This is a genomic window from Candidatus Amarolinea dominans, assembly GCF_016704685.1.
Classification (GTDB): domain Bacteria; phylum Chloroflexota; class Anaerolineae; order SSC4; family Amarolineaceae; genus Amarolinea; species Amarolinea dominans.
In genome coordinates, this window is the sequence record NZ_JADIZS010000015.1 from 46,266 (window position 1) to 63,243 (window position 16,978).

A 16,978-nucleotide genomic window follows, 5' to 3' on the forward strand; every position below is an offset into this window, starting at 1 on the left:
GCCCGTTTCCTGTAATTTACTTCTCAGCCGGGTAGCCGATTTCCACCAGGGTGGCTTCCACCGCGGCCAGGCGGCTGGCATCCACCACCTCGACCATGACGGCCTTACTGCTGACATTGCCTTTGACCGAGGTGACGCCGGCCACATCCTTCAGCTCGCGCTCGATGGTGTTGACACAGTGATGGCACGAAATGTTCGGTACTGAATAGGTCTTGACTGTCATTGTTGGAATCCTTTCGACGATCTTGCTTGTTACAGTTTACTGCCGGTCTCGAAAACGTGCAGGAGTTCGCCCAGGACGCGCTCCCGCTCCTGCGAATCATCGCTGCGCACCGCAGTAATCACGCAGGAGTTGAGATGGTTGTCAAGCAGCAGGCTATTGACCCGATCGAGCGCCTTCTGCACGGCCTGCACCTGACTAATGACATCAATGCAGTAGTTATCATCAGTCACCATACGCTGAATACCGCGCACATGGCCTTCGATGCTCTTCAACCGGCTCAGGACCTGCTCTTTAGTCTGCGCGTTCATGGTTTGCTCCTGCTCTAACCCCCACCCCCCACCGGGGGGGGGCATAGGTTCATTGTAACACCATTCGCGAGGGATGTCAACCAGGGATTCCAAATGTGAACAGAATGGCTGCCCGCAAATGGGCCTGCGCTCCTCATTCGGGCGGTTTTGGCCCAAAATCCCCGAGATAGGTGGGCAGCAAGAGGGATTGTGGGCGTTGGAGAGCTATATTTGGAAATGCGGCGCCCCGTAGGGGCGCCTTGAGGCTTGAGCGGCGATGCCCCCACACCCGTCGTCTCGTAGGGACGATTGAATGAGGCCGCCCCGAGCGCAATCCGTCGCTAAGGTCAGGTGTCCCTACGGGACGGATACGGCTCGTGCGATGATGGATGGCTAAGGTCAGGTGTCCCTACGGGGCGGATGCGGCTCGTGCGATGATGGATGGCTAAGTCAGGTGTCCCTACGGCGGATACGGCTCGTGCGATGATGGATGGCTAGGTGGCGCGGCTCGTGCGATGATGGATGGCTAAGGTCAGGTGTCCCTACGGGACGGATACGGCTCGTGCGATGATGGATGGCTAAGGTCAGGTGTCCCTACGGGACGGATACGGCTCGTGCGATGATGGATGGCTAAGGTCAGGTGTCCCTACGGGACGGATGCGGCTCGTGCGATGATGGATGGCTAAGGTCAGGTGTCCCTACGGGACGGATGCGGCTCGTGCGATGATGGATGGCTAAGGTCAGGTGTCCCTACGGGACGGATACGGCTCGTGCGATGATGGATGGCTAAGGTCAGGTGTCCCTACGGGGCGTCGCGCCCACCAGGACGGCCTGGCGCTGGCCAGTCACATGGATGGCTACATTTGGAACTGCTGGGGCGCGGGATATTTGCCACGCTGGGCCATGTGTGCTAAACTGGCTCCATTCTATCTGAAAGGGGGCGCCGTCAGGCATGACAAATCAAGAGTTCTCCTCACCTCTCTGCTTCGATGCGTGCGCCCTGTGTCTGCGGGAGTCCTAACGGCTTCTGTTCACAGTTTCAGCCTGACCTCTCACGGCCACGGGTGCATATTCGACCCGTGGCCGTTTTGTTTTCCTGCTCCAGCCACAGCCTGCGCCTGCGCCCCGACGCACCTGCTGGCCCGAACTGCGCCAGGCACAGACATCGGCATCCGCTAAAGAATCTGCGCGGCCACGGGATTTGATTCCTGTGGCCGCTTTTTTTTGCTGACCGCCGCAGGGCGATGCCACAGCAGTCTGTCCACAGAGGTTTGGCCACGGCACGACCTCTGCCTTGATCTGACCTCTTGTGTCGCTGACACAAGAGGAAACATGAACACCGACCATACGATGGAGCATCAGAACGATGGATTTACGTTCTTACGAAGACAATGAGGGATTCATCCCCTACCTCGTGCCCGACCGACGCGCACACCGGGCAGAGAAAGGGCAACGCGAAGCGCGTCCGCCGCAACGGCTGCCCGTGGTCATCCCTGAGACCGCGGTCATGATCAGTGACGAGAATGAGATGGTCATGACCTTCGGCGCGGGCGCCAGTGAGGAAACATTGCTGCAGACTGCGCTGGGCGGTTTCTACCGCGACCATGTGATTACCGATGTGCTGGCGCGCGTCAAAGGCGGCAAGGAGGCCAACGTCTACTGCTGCCAGGCGCATCCGGGCACCGGACTGTCGCTGATTGCGGCCAAAATCTACCGGCCGCAGGCGCATCGCACCATGCGCAACGACGCCATCTACAGGGAGGGGCGTTTGATGTTGGACGACGAGGGTAAGGGCATCATGCGCGGCGCGCGGCTCAAGCGCGCCATCGCCAAGAAGACCGATTTCGGCCGCGAGGTGATGACCTTCTCCTGGATCGAGCACGAGTATGACATGCTGCAACTGCTGCACGCGGCGGGCGCGGACGTGCCCCGGCCCATCGGCCATGTGAGCAATGCCATCCTGATGGAGTACCTGGGCGATGTCAACGACCCCGCGCCCAACCTGAACAGCGTGGTCTTGAGTCGGACCGCCGCGCGGGTCATGTTCAAGCGCCTGCTGTGGCATGTGGAGCTGATGCTGAAGCACAACCGCATCCACAGCGACCTGTCAGCCTACAACATCCTGTACTGGGAGAGCAAGGCCGTGGTGATTGACTTCCCGCAGGCCGTCGTGGCGCTCACGAATCCCCACGCGTTCGACCTGCTGCAGCGCGACATCGAGCGCCTGTGTCAATACTTTGCGCGCTACGGCATCCAAGCCAACGCCCCCGCCCTGGCCGCCCGCCTGTGGCAAGACTTCATGGAAGCCAGGCTGTAAGACAGCCACGGCCCGCACATTATCCTCCCCTTGCGCAGGCTGGCTGCACCACAAATCTCATGACAATGCTTGCACCAAAACAGCCAACTGCAGTCGCCTAATGTTGCACCACCGGCAGGAACACCTGCAGCGGCGTCAGTTCATCCTCCGGCAGCACGGTCACTTGCACGGCTGCCGAGGCGGACGCGCCCTGTTCATCGGAGGCCGTGACGGTGATGGTGTGGCTGCCGACGCTCAGTCCGGCGACCGTAAGCTGCGCGCCGCTCCCCAACGGGCCGCCGAGGCTCGATTCCCACCGCACCTGGTCATCGTCCAGGTTACCGGTGTCAGCGTCGTAGGCATCCGCCACCAGGGTCAACGTCTGCCCGGCCATGATGACCACAGCGCCCTCCGGCTGCACGATGGCGACGGTCGGCGCCAGGTTGGGCACGACGAACGTGCCATCGGACATGTCGCTGGCGCTGTGAATGCCATCGCTGACCCACACCCGGAAGCGCGCCGCCGTGCCCGCGCTCAGGTTGGCGCGGGGAATCTGCGCGCTGGTCCCGGTGATACTCTGCGTGACCATCTGCCAGGTAACGCCATCGTCGGGCGTGAATTGCACGGCAAAGGTCAGCGGGTCACCGTCCGCGTCGGAGGCGCTCCAGGTGACCGTTACAGGGCCGTCGCCGGGCGTTTCGCCGCGGTTGGGGGAAAGCACCGTCACGGTCGGTGAATTCGCGCCGGCCGTGACGGTGCTCAACACGTCGCCGTCCGGCCCCTCGATGTCAACCCGCACCGTGCCCGCCACGTAGGGCACCAGTTCGCTGATGCTCAGCATCTCAACCTCCCGCGGGTCGGATGATTGCAGGAGCGGGCCGCCCTCCATCTCGGTGGGGGTGAAGGGGTAGCGCGCCAGCTCGCCGTCGTCAGTATCGCGCAACACGATGGCATAGGGGCCGGGGATAGGCGGCGTGATCTCCGCCGCGTTCGGGATGACGTACAACGACTCCAGGGCCACGGCAGCCGTCGCCGGGTCAATGCTGCCGCTCACCAACAGCCGATCGGTGGCCGTCGCAGCAGTCAGCAGGCCCCTTCTGCTCTGGAACCGGTCCAGCAGCGCCTCGAAGGTGAAATCGCTGATCCATTCGTTGGCGCAGTAGGTCATCACGTCGGTCCAGGTTGGTCCGTAAACCGCCTGGGGGCCGGCGTCGAAACCGTAAAGCGCAGTTGGCCCCGTCAGCACCGGGCTGATCCGGCCGCCTGGGTAGGGGTAGCCGGGGCCGCCCACTGCGCCACAGAAGTTGGCATGGCGCCGGCCAAAGGAGTGCGCCAACTCGTGCCCGCCGTACCAGTCGCCGTAGCTGCCATCGGTATCCCAGCCCCCCGCGCCGCTGCCGGTGGGGCCAGAAGCGACCTTGCCAGGAATGGGCGCGCACCCGCGCATGAACGCGATGGTATCATCCACCATGCCGTAGTAACGCGTGGATGATGATATCTTGCCGGTGAGATAATCGAAGTCCCACAGCAGTTTCAGTTTGAAGTTGACCCCGTTGCACGTGGGAGAAGTGGACTGCCAACTTCCCTGCCCCGTGTTGGGGTTGACGACCCATTGCCGCGTCATCGTGCCCCAGTACAGATCCCTGGCGATGAACTCGATTTTCGGGGTGGGATAGGCCCGCCGTAGCCAACTCATCAATTGGGTCACATGGTTCTGCGCCGGGTAATAGGTGGTTCCCTGAAACGTGTAGCCGATGCGGAAGATGACGATGCTCAGGCCAGGGGCGGTCTCATAGCTGACCTGCGCCGAGGCGAAGTTGTTGGCCGGGGTGGAGTCGGCCACGCCGGCCAACGTCTTGACCTGCGCATTCAGGCTCACCGTGCCATAGCGGAAGGTCTCCGGCAGCTCGAACAGGAACGCTTGCCCCACGGCCCCGCGGTTGGGCGAGGGTGAAACCAAAATCTTGCCCAGGACGCCGTTGATGGGCGTCAGCACGGCCACGGCGTCCCCGCGCTGGACGGTGAGCTTGGCGGTACCCCAGGGCGACCCGCTCATGCCGGAACGCACGTGGAAGCGCACGAAGGTGCGTTTGCCGGCGACCAGGCGCACGCTGTTGTTCAGGTCTTGCACCGCCTGCGTCACTTCCAGGCCGGTGGCAATCAGGTCGGCAAACTGGAGCGGCGGGGCCGTGGGCGTGCGGGTTGGGGTGCGCGTGGGTGTAGGCGTGCGGGTGGGTGTGCGGGTCGGCGTGGCGGTCAGGGCCATCGTCGCGGTGGGTGTCGCGGTGGGCGCGTTCAGATGATACTCGACATAGAGCAGCGGTTCCTGGCCGCTGAATTCACGCGCGGAGAAGTCGCGCAAGCCGGGGGCGGCGCCATCGCCGCGCAGCAGGAAGCCTTCGTTGGGCGCCAGGCCAGTCAGCCAACGGTCCACGATGCGCAGCACATCCCAACGCTTGAGGCCGGTCGCCTGATCGAGCGCCATGGGCGGGTCGTCTCGATAGGTTGCCGGCGGCCCTGTGCGCCAGGTGGTCGCCATTTCATCCCAGGGCGCGTTGACCTCGTCCACGTAAATGACAAAGCTGGCCGACTCACCGGCCGCGCGCTGATAGAGGCGCAGCTCGGCCCGGTCCAGGATGGCGCCGGCCGGGATGCCAGCAAGATCGAAACGCACCAGGAGGTGGGTCTCCGTGGGCACGCGGCTGTCAGTGCGACCGACCGACAAGGTGCGGCTATCGCCGAAGTTGGCCGCGGGGTCGGCTTCATCCAGGTAGGTGTCGCTGACCGCAATGAGCGTTGCCTCGGTCAGCGGCGCAGGGGACCGGCGGTCCTGGGCCTGGATCGGCGATGAGACGGCCAGCGCCGCCGTGACTATCAGCAGCGCAATCAGCAGGACAAGGAGCAGTCTACGCCATGTGATCATATCGCCCTTCTCCTCAAGAACAGGCCTGCCTCAGGGCAGACGCGGAGGGTTCGCCAGCGGTTGAAGAAATCATTCAACCCCATCCCTGAGCCTAGAAGGCGCTTAGATAGTGGTGGCGTGTTGCCTCGGCCCGCAAGGTGCTCTCGGCGAAGCGGCGGCGCCCGCGCGCGGGGGCCGGGGTGGCGCCGCCCCCCGGGGGGGGCCCCGCCGAGAGAGGGCGGGGGGGGGGGGGGGGGGGGTGGGGGGGGGCGGGGCGGGGGGGCGGGCGCCGGGGGGCCCGGGGGGGGGCCGGGTGGTGGGGGGGGGGGGTGGGGCGGGCCGAGCTTCGGCGGGGGTCGGGGGCCCCCGCCGGGGGGGGGGGGGGGGGGCGGGCGGGCCGGGAAGGCGCGGCCGCCCCGGGGACCCCGGTCGGGGGGGCGGGGCCGGGGGGGGCAAAAAAGGGCGGGGGGCGGGGGGGGGGGGGGGGGGGGGGGGGGGGGGGGGGGGGGGGGGGGGGGGGGGGGGGGGGGTCTTTGGTGTAACGCGGCTCGGCGTACTGAATCAGCGCATAGCCGCCGATGACCAGATACTTAACCTGGTTGGTGTTGAAAAGCCTCAACAGATCGCTGAAGTCGGAGTTGACGAACATCGCCGCCTTTAACCTTGTTCGCGTGGACGATCAGTTCCCAGGTGGCGTCGAAACGCGCCTGGGCTGGTTGGTCTTGCCAGAACTCGAGGTCGAATGACCGGTCAAGTTTGGTCAGTTTGCCGTATCGCTCGACGAATCCTGTTCTCATCGTTCGCTCTCTGCTGGCGTGGGGGAAGTGCGTTGATTCATGGCATTCTCGCCTAGCATTATACTTCAACGGCGAGTCATGCGCCATTTTGCCGGTTGTCCACTGTGTTACATTGGCCGCCCAACGTTCCGCTTCACCCGCTTGCGTAGCGCAGCGAAGCGGAACCGAGTGAAGCGAATCAGGTGCAAGCCGGGGTTATTGAGCGGCGTTCTCCGCCCCGTTTCGCAATTCATCTAAGCAGAAAAAAGGTAATGACGAAAGGGGCGGCCGCGGCGCCTAAGCCCAAGAGGGAGACTGCTATTCCGGTTGCCGACCTGGCTAAGGTGTGGCTACCGCCAGGCACAGATCCGGCGCGACAGGGTTATCCCGCGCTGTCGTAGGCTTGTCTGATCCAGGTCATGAGCTCTTCATCAACTTCCTTTGCATCGGTGACGTCAACTTTGTACTGACACATACCGCCCGCTGGCAGCGCGACTAATCGCGCTGTGGGCTCAACGCCCTTCATGTTCAATCCGACTTCGACGCGCGTCTTGGTGGCCGGACCGATCATGGCGAACTGTTTTTTGCGACGCAGGCTGACGTATGTTTTCTTCGGCGCAATCTCAAATGGCCCGAGCCTGGCAATGGCTGCCATCAGCGTCTCATGAATTGGCAGCAGGTCGGCTTTGGCGCCAGCATAGAGCGCGTTCACGGCATCATCGGTCGTTGCCACCGCAGCTTGTGCGGCGCGTTCACCATCGGATTGCAGAAAGGTGAGGGCGAGCCTGTTAGCGTCACCATGCCCCATACCAAGGTCGCGCTTGAGCAACTCCAGGATCTCACCATGCTTGGTCAGGCCGCTCTTCCGAATGAGGGCGTATAGCTCGTCGAGCGTTTTCCCGGTTTTCGTCTGAATGTTCTCGAGTTGAGTCTCAATAGCTTTGTCAACACTGTTCATTTGTCGTCTCCTTTGGGGATATTCAAGCCTTCTATCAGGGCGAATCCCACCGGTTGGGTGTACGCTGCGTTGGGCGGCGGTGTTGCCCAAGCATGTGCCATGATTTTACAATTGTGGCGTTCTGTACTCAAGTCCTTGTGGAGATGGCTTGCCATAACGCGTTGTAAGCCAAAGCAAAAGGATATAAACCAACGGCCAGATAAAGTCCATGTAAAGCGTAAGCCCTGCGTTGCCCGTCGCCAGGTTTTGATGTTGGACGAGGTCAATTACATGGGTTATACCAGCGATCCAAAGGAAAGCAGTTTTGGCAATTACATAGGGAAGCCAGAAGTCGCGTCGCCAGAAACCCAAAAAGCCGAGCAATCCCACGGCGAGATTAGCTCCGGCAACCTCCTTCTGAAATGGACTGCCTGGTGGCCAACCTATCGAAATGGCCACCATGTCCGAAAAGAAGAAATGCGCGATGAACGATGTAATACTGGCAAAACCGCCAATTCCGAAAGTAACCATAGTAATGACTTCAAAGATCTTTCCACGTGTTCGCTCTTTGAGACCAGAAATGATCACCCACGAAGAAATGACGATGCCTAGTAAAGTTGAGCCAAAGCGGAATAAGTCTGATGTAAAGAACAAATCACTCATATTTCTCCTCCAAAGGCAAAAAGGCACGGCAGTACGAGCTTATGTCCCGTGTACCTATGATTGATACATGCCCCGCCTCCTTGGAAATAGATGCGTTGTTCACACTTGGTCGCCCTACGGGCCGAGATAATGCGCGTTACACTGCCTTCCTCCGCGTGTACACAGAGCTACTCGGCCAACAGCAGGCCAATCTTCTGCAGAACCTCGCGCGTTACTGCGTCTGGCAAGGCGCAGCTGAGCTCCACGGCACGGGCTTGCCAATCCAAACTCTTGACTTGATCCGCCAAAATGACGCCACTAATGGGTAAACCGTGCGGCAGGTTGACCTCGAACGGATACCCTTTGACGGCGCTGGTAGGCCGGTTCTGACCTTATTACCAGCTACTTTTTTGTTCAACGATTTTCCAACCTTGCCAGATCGGAAATTGAAGAAACACAAGCATCCAAATCCTTTAGAAACCCGTCTGAGATGGCATAAATCCAACCATGTATGGTTACCATTTGATTTCTTTGCCATGCTTCTTGAACAATTGTTGTGTTAGCAACATTCATTACTTGTTCAATCACATTCAACTCACAGAGCCGATTGATCCTTTCTTCTGCCGTAGAAAACCGAAAAAGTTCGCTGGTACTTCTTTGATAAATGTCACGAATGTGACGAAGCCAATTATCGATCAATCCATGAGGTTGACTTTCGAGCGCAGCCTTTACGCCGCCACAGCCATAATGACCACAAACAATAATGTGTTTGATTTTCAGAATATCTACGGCATATTGCAGCACGGAGAGACAATTCATATCTGTATGAATTACAAGGTTGGCGACATTACGATGAACAAAGAGTTCGCCGGGCAGGAGGCCGATGATTTCATTAGCTGGAACGCGACTATCCGAGCAACCAATCCAGAGAAACTCCGGGGTTTGCTGTTGAGCAAGCCTGGAGAAAAAGGAAGGATTAGTTTCGGAAATTTGAGCGGCCCATTTCCGGTTGTTCTCAAAAAGAAGGGAGAGAGTATTCATTGGAAAAACAAAGAGCACTTTTCACTATATGCAGAGGCCCAACAATTAACGTCACCTGCGCCTGCGGCCAGACTACTTTCGCGACCCACGATCCCCCCGCCGCAAGCGTCAGGTGGACGTGGTGTTAGGCCCTGTCCTGACTCACCCCGCAAAATAAGCCCCGCCCGCCGCCGATCACAAGATCAGGCAGGCTGCTCCAGAGATGCCGAATTTGCACCGATTCGACTATTGAATTCCATCTCCATCAGGATTTTTAGGATCACCGCCGCCGATTTCAATGTAAAATAGATCAACCAACATTGGAGCGCCATCGCCGCGGCTCCAATAAACAAGGCAATGAATAGAGCCAAGAGATCTCCTTGCGGATTCCCCACAAAGTACGATGCAATGCTCCGGTGAAGACTGAACAAGCTCGCAAGACTCGAAACAATGGTGGCTACAACGGCAAGTGGCGCGAACTTGTTTAGCCGCTGGACCAACCGAAGAACTTGGGTGGGCCGGTAAAAGGCCGCGGCACCTTTTGGATGTGCAGCTTTCTCAGCTAGTATCCCGACATCATAAGACCCATCCTCATCGGGTTCCAAGTGTTCAAGAACAGGTTCATTCTGCGCCGGCAGTTCGACACGGCGCTGTTCAAGTATGGACTTGATCACATCGAAAGCGACGTTCGACCAGTCTACGCGGTCATTGGTAACCCAAATCGCCAACAACTCGTCGGTTGTCTTGCGGCTGAGGTTGATTGCCATTTGGCTGCGGAGATCGTCACTCATGGTTCTCACCCTGCGCCTGGCTTCGATAATTGCAGTCCGTCTCGACGAGCATGTTGAGGCCCAACGCAACACCTTTGAGCAGTAGCCAGTCCACAATGCCGCTGAGGAGGCGGCCTATCACACTGATAGCCAGATTTAGGAAGCGCACCACCGATTCGCCTTGAGGCGTCTGCCAGGGTTGCAGGCGCGGTTGATAATAGACCCATAGCAAGGTGCTCAGGGCTTGGAAGGTATAGAATCCCAGGGCCACCCAAGCGAAGATACTCGCGGCGGTCGCCACTCTCTTGAGTTGGCGATGATGAGAAGTAAGGAATTCGTTGATCCGAAGCGGCATACTCAATTCCCTCACAAAAGGTCGTCATGGTCATTTTTCGGAGTCGTATTGGGTGTGTGGCGAGTCGTGCGGTCCTCCACCGGTCGCCCCACAGTGTCACATCGGGCGCCCAACGCCAACCGGTCTCCAATCTCTGGCAGGACAGCCTGACGGCCAGGTTCACCTGCGTCTGTGGCTTGCCTATCTTGCGCGACCCCAGACCTTACCGCCACGCCAAAGTGCGAGCTAACCTTGTTTCGTCTGCCAGATACGCAATTTGATCTCCCGATATGCTCGCCGGAAATATACACGCTCGAACACGCCGTGCAGGAGATAGATTCCAGCAAAAAGGATACACATGCCTACTGCGACGCCACCAATGATCGCAAACAGCGACCATAGCCTGAAATCAGGGGTCGATCTCAAATAGATCGTTCCCATCACGACCGCCATCCAAGCGGCTAGGATGAAGGGTGAGACTAACGTCAGACGGCTTATCCTTCCTTCAACGTGAACTTCGTGTCCGTCCCAGGTAATTTGTCCGATGGTGCCGAGGGCCGACAACCCAAAAGGCAATCTAAAACGACACAATTGCTTTTCCTCAAGCCGAAAGACACACCAACGCGCCTTATGGTTCTGCCCCTGTGCTAAATGGTTTTGTTGACCTAGTTCAGGTTCGGTGAAACGAATCCACGGCCACCATTTGTGGTATTGGTCAATCTCCAGGCGCCACCATCTGCGCAAATCCCGAGCTTCCATGAGGATTATTAGGACAAGCGGGGCGAATAGAAAAGTGAGAAGGATAAGATCATTCATGGTGTGGTCCTTTTCGGCATTGCGTGCAGTTGTGACCTCTCCAGTCACCTTATTTACGCGGCAGAGGCCTGGATGCCCTGCGTCATGAGGCACTCGGGTCTAACGGCCCGCGTAAGCTGCGGCTGCGCTCGACATAGTCTGCAATCCGGCAAGCTCTTGCCGGCGCAGCCGTCAGCTTGACACAATGTTAGGCCCGTACCCCAGCCACACCTGCCCAACACGACCTGCTGCCCATGACGGCAAACCAAGCCAACACCTTACAGCGAAGCAGTGTGGTCGCCGTAGGCAGGCTTTACTTGTCATCATAGTTCGTGGGAAACAATAGGCGAACCTTGTCGTCCCACGTTAGATTATTGAAGACCCATTCGGTTTCGGGTTTATAGAAGACAAACATCCAACGAATCGCATGACGCTCGAATTTCTCAAGATAGACGAACTCCGTTAACGACTCACCGACCATATTCTGCTGAATGAACTCCACGCCAATAGGCTCACCATATCTTGCCTTACGTTTATCGAGTTCCTCGACGGTGAGCCGAGCGATGTTCTGCACATCCTCTTTCCCTTGCGGCCAAGTGGCTTTAGAGTCGATGAGGGCGAAAGCACCGTTGACATCGTTTTGAGCGACTTTAGCCATGAAAGCATCTAGCAAAGCCTTCGCTTCGGGCGCAACAGCTTCGATGGTGCCTTTCTGCGGCTTGACCTGTCCACAACCTACCGGGAGCATTCCGACCAGAAGAACGAACAGGAGTGACCATCTTTGCAAGTTCATTGGTTTTCCTTCGCGCTACAGTATTCCAAGTGAGGCCGCGCTAGTTGACCGCCGGACTTCCCTCCGGGAACGTAGCCACGCTCGGGTTAGTTCTGGCCGTGTTCCTCGTCGGCTTCCAGGAGACGGGTGTAGTAATCCGCAAACTCGTTGAGATGAGCGAGCGCGATTTTGCCGGTGAGGATGGGGTCGTTGCCCGTCACGTCGGTGGATGGGTCGCGCCGACCGTGCTCCAATTCGACATCCAAACCCATGCGGAACTGTTCCACATCAAAGCGGCTCCAGTCAATGCCGAGTTTGTCACCAATGTCGCGGGCCTGCTCAGTCGTGAAATGCTGTTTGGCTGACATGTAGGTTCTTCTCCTTTAGTAAGGGCATCCAGGCGATTGCCTGAATTTATCAGGGTAAATTTTCTGTGACGAATGATCGTTGGGGTTGCTTGACTGACAGAAACTGATAGACCGTTTACGTTTCCTCCTTGTGCTTTTCTGCCCTGGGTCAGGCATGGGTTCTACAACACCTGACCCGTAATAGTACAGCGCAACGTGATTCCTATGCGCCGCCGCCCAAGGGTGAGCATGAGCGGCGGGCGGTTGGGCCGCCTTTATCTTATGCACTCCGCAGCTGCTCAGGGTGCGACGATCTGGAATTCATAGTCGCATTTGTCCCGCTGCACCGATAGGCAATGCGACCCCGGCGTGATGGCGGTGGATAGCGTGATCGCTCCCTCGCAGAGATTGACGTAGCGCTGCAACTCGCCGATGTATTCATTTTACAACGAGCCGCCCAACGCCAACCGTCAGCCGCCGGGGCCGCCAACACCGCCAACCGACCCAGATCCTCCCCGGTCAGTGTACGGAATGTTGGGCAGCGGTGCCACCAGTAGAGCCTGACCGGACGAGCCTGGGCAAACCAGCGGGCCATTCCAACCACCTGCCCGTGGACGGCCATCGAAGCTCCGCCCAACGCCAACCGGTCTCCGGTCTCCGGCAGAGTCGCCCAACGGCTCGCGTCAGCCGCTCGTCGAGGCGCCGCCGAATGCGAGTCGGCTGGACGCGGTGTTAGCCCCGCACCGATGCCAAAGGCGGGTGCGATGCGAACACGCGCCAGGTTTGTGCCTAGGCGGTTTTCGCCGGCCGTAATGCCAAACTGGTCCAAATAGCTCCCAGCAAATCCACGACCCCAAACAGAATGAGGGGTGGCTCGGCGAAGCCTGCCAGAACAAAGGCGGCGAAAAAGAGAATGACCGTCGCCCGGACATAGACCGTCCAACGGAAGAAGTCGGTTAGTTCCTTGCGCGCCGATTGGGTGTAGTAAAAGCCCAAAAAGAGCAGCAGCATACCGACGACACGAATCCACACGTCAGTGGTTGCGGGGAGAGCGAACATCCCCAGTAGGAAATTGGGTGCTACCAGCAGGACAATGCCGAGCAGCGCGAGATACAGACCAAACACAAAGATACTACGCGCACTGTTGCTCATCTTTGGCTCCTTTCAACTCTGAGTGGACACGCATGGGTCGTTGCCCGCCGTCTGTCACTTGACTCGTCCTTGAATGACAAAGGCAAGAAGGCCCACACGCCTTTTGTGCTGATGATTAGCAGGCTAACAGCTAGGTTCAACTGCGCCTGCGGCTGGCGAACCTCACGCGACCCCTGACCTTACCGGCGCAGCCGTCAACTGCACGCTGGTGTTAGACGAAAACAGAGAAACCGACGGCCCTATGAAGCCGTCTGTGATGTCTGATGCGCCTCCATGTACGCTCGTAGTAGCGAGTTGATCCGCACCTGATACCCTTCGCCTTGAGCACGAAACCACCCCAAAACATCCTCGTCCAGACGGATTGTGATTTGCTGCTTGCTGGGCGGCGGCTTGAGCCCGCGCCGCACCACCGCCTTGGCGAACAACTCCGGCGTGATTTCAGGAGCATCACTCAGGTCGATGTCCTCATCTTGCAGAGCGTCAAACCGCTCCCAGTCAGTCAGTGATTCCTTGGAAATAGATACGTTGTTCATACTTGGTCGCCCTACGGGCCGAGATAATGCGCGTTACACTGCCTTCCTCCGCGTGTACCACGACTATCACCCGTCCTTGAAGTAGTCCAAGTGAGACGAAACGGCGTTCCCCGTAGTCGAAACGGTCATCTTCCATCAGCACCGTGTCACCCGCAAAGACCTCGACGGCGTCGCGAAAGTCAATGCCGTGCTTGCGGGCGTTGCTGAGGCGTTTGTACTCGTCCCACTCGTATTGCATGGCCCAAGTATAACTACAGGATGTAGTTACTGCAAATCGGCCGCTCAGGGACATTGGTTGCGCCCAACGCCAACCGTCAGCCGCCGGGGCCGCCAACATCGTCAACCGGCCCAGATCCTCCCGGTCGGTGTACGGAATGTTGGGCAGCGGCCCCCCAAGCACCACCTGACCCGACCAGCCTGGCCGAACCAGCGACCTCTTCCTACTTCCTCATTCCTCATTCAGCAGAGCCGCCCAACGGCCTCGAGCTAAGCTGCCCGGCGGAAGCAGGCAGACTCCACCTGATTGTCGCGCATGCCAGCGGGCCAGGCACCCTACCCTGTCCGCCAGCCCGCCGGGTCAGCTTCAGCGAGTTGTTATGCGGCGACCTCGCGATGAGACCCTTCTAGACGGTGGGTGTCATGTCATAGTTGAGAAATTCTTGTAGCCAGCCCGGCACGGCATCGGCATACTCGGATTTGAACGGCTCCCCCTCACCTGCGGTGACCCGGCGCCACGTCAGCGCGCGGCAGACCATCCCCACCCGATACGCCAGCTTGAGGGCCGCGTTCAGGCTCTCAAGCGATGCGAAACACGTCCACGGCTCAAGGTAGACGTCGTAGAGCCGCACAAGCTCGGGGGCGTTTTCCTCCAACTCGAGTCGCCACGCGATCACGCGTGACGTCACCAGCAATGTGCAGAACGGATGCGCCACGCCGCTCTCACCCCAATCAGCGAGTGTATAGTGATTGTTGCGGACAAAGATGTTGGCGTCGTGGAAATCCTCGTGGTGAAGTGTCTCGGGAATGCCATAGCCAGCCAACTGCTCGCACATGCCACGGAACTGTGGTGCGAACTGGCGCAGGCGCTGATACGCCTCCATGCTGAGGCCTTTCGGATGGCCGATGAGCAAGGCGTCGGTGTCGGTCAGCAATTGCTCATAATAGTCTGGCAGCATTGTGAGGCGTCGATCGAGCACGCCGAGTTCCAGTAGCTCGTTGACGCGGCTAGTCAGGTCGATCTGCACCTCAGCGTAGATCCGCAGCACTCGCTCCCAATGCCCCAGATCGCGCGTGGATTGGACGAGGCTGCGGAGCGTCACCCCCAGGTTGGGCATCAACATCCAGCCGCGTGCGAGATCGACTGCCAGCACCGGCGGCATACAATCGGGGCGCCATCGCCACAGCGCCTGCGTGAGTGCTGGCTCGTGTGCCAGGGTCGGACTGGTCGCTTTGAAATAGATGTCACCCGCGGTTGATGGCACGCGTAGGACCGTCGAATGCACCTGAGGTTGCTCGATGGTACCGGTCACGTTAATACCCTGATGTCCTAGCGCAGCGTGAATCCAGGTGCTGGCCTGCTCAAACCAGCCCGGTTGCAACCAAGGTAGTTGTATCGCCTGATTCGGCATCATTACTTCTATCCAATCAATGTGGAGAGTTAGTGAGAAGGATGTCGGGTCACATCCAGCTTTCGAAGACAAAGGCTGCTACGCTGATCGAAGCCGCATAACGGCCAAGTTCAGCGGCGGGCCGGTGACGCCTGACCTTACATAACGGGCAGCGCGGCCCGTCCGCTGGAACCAATGTTAGGCCCCGCCCAAGCACCACGCCCCAAAACGAGACCCGCTGCTCATGACGGCAAACCGTACTGACCACTCGCAGCATAACCACAGACCTGTCGTGAGTATCCGTCAAGGCATCAGCCCGCGGGCATGACGTGAGGTGATGTGTGCGTGCGCGCTATCGTAGACGGGCGTGCCTTTGGCGGACGTTTGACAAACGCAGGCGAGGCAGCCTGAATCTGGCCCAACGCCTCACGGTCAAAGACCCGTTCGCCACACACGGGACACTCGTAGAAGGTCAGTGCAGGCACGACATAGGTCTGGCCGCGGTATGCGCCTGTCCAATCACGGCAAACTTGTTTGATTTGGTCGCTACCACACGTTGGGCAGTGCGTAATGTGCAGTTTCATGGGCTTCACAAGGCTTTCTTGGATGAGATCAGAAAATAGTACCGCTCGATACCCGCTTCCTCAACCAACTTGCCTTTGCTGTAGATCATCAGGCCATCGAGATTGGTGCTTTGAATGATATGCAAGTACTCGGTGCGTTGCTGTCGCCAGGGGCTTTGCGAACGGAGCGTCTTGTAGATGGCGACGGCATTCAGAATGGATTCAGCGATGTCCAACTCGGTCAGGCCATCGGCCTCCATTTCGAGGAGCGCCTTTTCGCTGAAGGCATAGTTGCCAGCCAACACCGCACGTTTGATCCGGCGGAGAATGTCGCTGCTCATAAATGACACCCCATCCTACGGCCATCGCTTCACGACTAACAACTTCTTGAACGTACGTCGTGTGATAAGCTTATTATATCACAGCTTGGGGTGAAGCTGTGCATCGATTTAGAGAGCGTCACAGGCTGGGGACAAGGGGAGCCTCCTGGGTCTGCACCGGCCAGACGATGCTGAGGCCGGCGGTGATGGTCGTCATGGGCAACTGGCTGGTATCGTAGCCAGCCAGTTGCAGGGGGGACTTTCCACGGACGCTGGGTTGGGCGTCTTGAGAGAAGGGGGTGAAGCGATAGAGTTTTTCGAAGACAGCGAGATAGCATTGGGCGTCAGCGATAGACTCGAAACCGCAGAAGTTTTGGTAGTGTTGGTCGAAGCGGCCAATGACGCGTTCGACGGTGTTATTGGTGGAGGGGATAAGGGGAGAGTCAAAGCTATTGGCGAGTTTGGGCCAATGATGTTGCAGGAAGTCGAAGATGACAGCAGCTTCGGGGCGTGCCTGGACATAGTCTTGACGAAGGTCTAAGACGGCTGCGTAACGTTCGGCAGCGAGGGTGAAGGAATCTGCGTCGAAAATGTGATAGATGGGCATGGTTCACTTTGAGGCATCAACCGGGCCTCAGCACCTTTACAAATTGCTCGCGACCGACCTTGTGCAGGACAGCCGGTCAGAACCGCAGCCGCGCC

At 58.9% G+C, this 16,978-nt stretch carries 18 protein-coding genes and 1 pseudogene; 1 reads left to right on the forward strand and 18 read right to left on the reverse strand.

The features are described from left to right. Positions 1-16 precede the first annotated feature (16 nt). On the reverse strand, positions 17-223 hold the full coding sequence (locus IPF85_RS11080) for a heavy-metal-associated domain-containing protein (RefSeq protein WP_343408150.1): 207 nt from the start codon (positions 221-223) through the stop codon (positions 17-19). 29 nt (positions 224-252) lie between these two features. After that, positions 253-531 (reverse strand): metal-sensitive transcriptional regulator, encoded by a 279-nt coding sequence (locus IPF85_RS11085; protein WP_343408151.1) that lies wholly within the window; start codon positions 529-531, stop codon positions 253-255. 1,345 nt (positions 532-1,876) lie between these two features. On the opposite strand from IPF85_RS11085, the gene IPF85_RS11090 reads away from it, so the two are divergent. Continuing rightward, entirely contained in the window at positions 1,877-2,827 is a 951-nt protein-coding gene (locus IPF85_RS11090; protein ID WP_343408152.1) for an RIO1 family regulatory kinase/ATPase, read from the forward strand. Between the two features lie 97 nt (positions 2,828-2,924). On the opposite strand, the gene IPF85_RS11095 is transcribed toward IPF85_RS11090, so the two are convergent. The 16 genes and pseudogenes from IPF85_RS11095 to IPF85_RS11170 form a co-directional block, all read right to left on the reverse strand. Continuing rightward, positions 2,925-5,729, reverse strand: a complete 2,805-nt coding sequence (locus tag IPF85_RS11095) for a DNRLRE domain-containing protein (protein WP_343408153.1) — start codon at positions 5,727-5,729, stop codon at positions 2,925-2,927. A 1,137-nt stretch (positions 5,730-6,866) separates the two neighbouring features. Then, complete coding sequence (locus IPF85_RS11100) at positions 6,867-7,442, reverse strand: DUF5655 domain-containing protein (RefSeq protein ID WP_343408154.1); 576 nt, start codon at positions 7,440-7,442, stop codon at positions 6,867-6,869. Positions 7,443-7,547: 105 nt separating this feature from the next. After that, a complete protein-coding gene (locus IPF85_RS11105; protein WP_343408155.1) occupies positions 7,548-8,084 on the reverse strand; it encodes a DUF6790 family protein in 537 nt (178 codons plus the stop codon). A 167-nt stretch (positions 8,085-8,251) separates the two neighbouring features. Next, positions 8,252-8,422: pseudogene (locus IPF85_RS11110) on the reverse strand (type II toxin-antitoxin system PemK/MazF family toxin); the annotation flags it as partial. Between the two features lie 55 nt (positions 8,423-8,477). After that, a complete protein-coding gene (gene can / locus IPF85_RS11115; protein ID WP_343408255.1) occupies positions 8,478-9,104 on the reverse strand; it encodes a carbonate dehydratase in 627 nt (208 codons plus the stop codon). A gap of 182 nt (positions 9,105-9,286) precedes the next feature. Next, positions 9,287-9,874 (reverse strand): hypothetical protein, encoded by a 588-nt coding sequence (locus tag IPF85_RS11120; protein ID WP_343408156.1) that lies wholly within the window; start codon positions 9,872-9,874, stop codon positions 9,287-9,289. Then, on the reverse strand, positions 9,867-10,208 hold the full coding sequence (locus IPF85_RS11125) for a hypothetical protein (protein ID WP_343408157.1): 342 nt from the start codon (positions 10,206-10,208) through the stop codon (positions 9,867-9,869). Before IPF85_RS11125 ends, IPF85_RS11120 begins: the two co-directional genes overlap by 8 nt. A 225-nt stretch (positions 10,209-10,433) precedes the next feature. Next, entirely contained in the window at positions 10,434-11,003 is a 570-nt protein-coding gene (locus IPF85_RS11130) for a hypothetical protein (protein ID WP_343408158.1), read from the reverse strand. Positions 11,004-11,295: 292 nt separating this feature from the next. Further along, a complete protein-coding gene (locus IPF85_RS11135; protein WP_343408159.1) occupies positions 11,296-11,775 on the reverse strand; it encodes a hypothetical protein in 480 nt (159 codons plus the stop codon). Positions 11,776-11,861: 86 nt separating this feature from the next. Then, positions 11,862-12,122, reverse strand: coding sequence for a DUF5661 family protein (locus IPF85_RS11140; protein WP_343408160.1), 261 nt, complete (start codon positions 12,120-12,122; stop codon positions 11,862-11,864). A gap of 768 nt (positions 12,123-12,890) precedes the next feature. Next, positions 12,891-13,253 carry a hypothetical protein gene (locus IPF85_RS11145; RefSeq protein WP_343408161.1) on the reverse strand — a complete coding sequence of 121 codons (363 nt, stop codon included), beginning with the start codon at positions 13,251-13,253 and terminating at the stop codon, positions 12,891-12,893. A gap of 239 nt (positions 13,254-13,492) precedes the next feature. Continuing rightward, positions 13,493-13,786 carry a BrnA antitoxin family protein gene (locus tag IPF85_RS11150; protein WP_343408162.1) on the reverse strand — a complete coding sequence of 98 codons (294 nt, stop codon included), beginning with the start codon at positions 13,784-13,786 and terminating at the stop codon, positions 13,493-13,495. Continuing rightward, positions 13,749-14,024 carry a BrnT family toxin gene (locus IPF85_RS11155; protein WP_343408163.1) on the reverse strand — a complete coding sequence of 92 codons (276 nt, stop codon included), beginning with the start codon at positions 14,022-14,024 and terminating at the stop codon, positions 13,749-13,751. Before IPF85_RS11155 ends, IPF85_RS11150 begins: the two co-directional genes overlap by 38 nt. 385 nt (positions 14,025-14,409) lie before the next feature. Further along, entirely contained in the window at positions 14,410-15,417 is a 1,008-nt protein-coding gene (locus tag IPF85_RS11160) for an aminoglycoside phosphotransferase family protein (RefSeq protein ID WP_343408164.1), read from the reverse strand. Between the two features lie 565 nt (positions 15,418-15,982). Continuing rightward, positions 15,983-16,297, reverse strand: a complete 315-nt coding sequence (locus tag IPF85_RS11165; RefSeq protein ID WP_343408165.1) for a hypothetical protein — start codon at positions 16,295-16,297, stop codon at positions 15,983-15,985. 118 nt (positions 16,298-16,415) lie between these two features. Continuing rightward, a complete protein-coding gene (locus IPF85_RS11170) occupies positions 16,416-16,883 on the reverse strand; it encodes a hypothetical protein (RefSeq protein WP_343408166.1) in 468 nt (155 codons plus the stop codon). Positions 16,884-16,978: the final 95 nt, after the last annotated feature.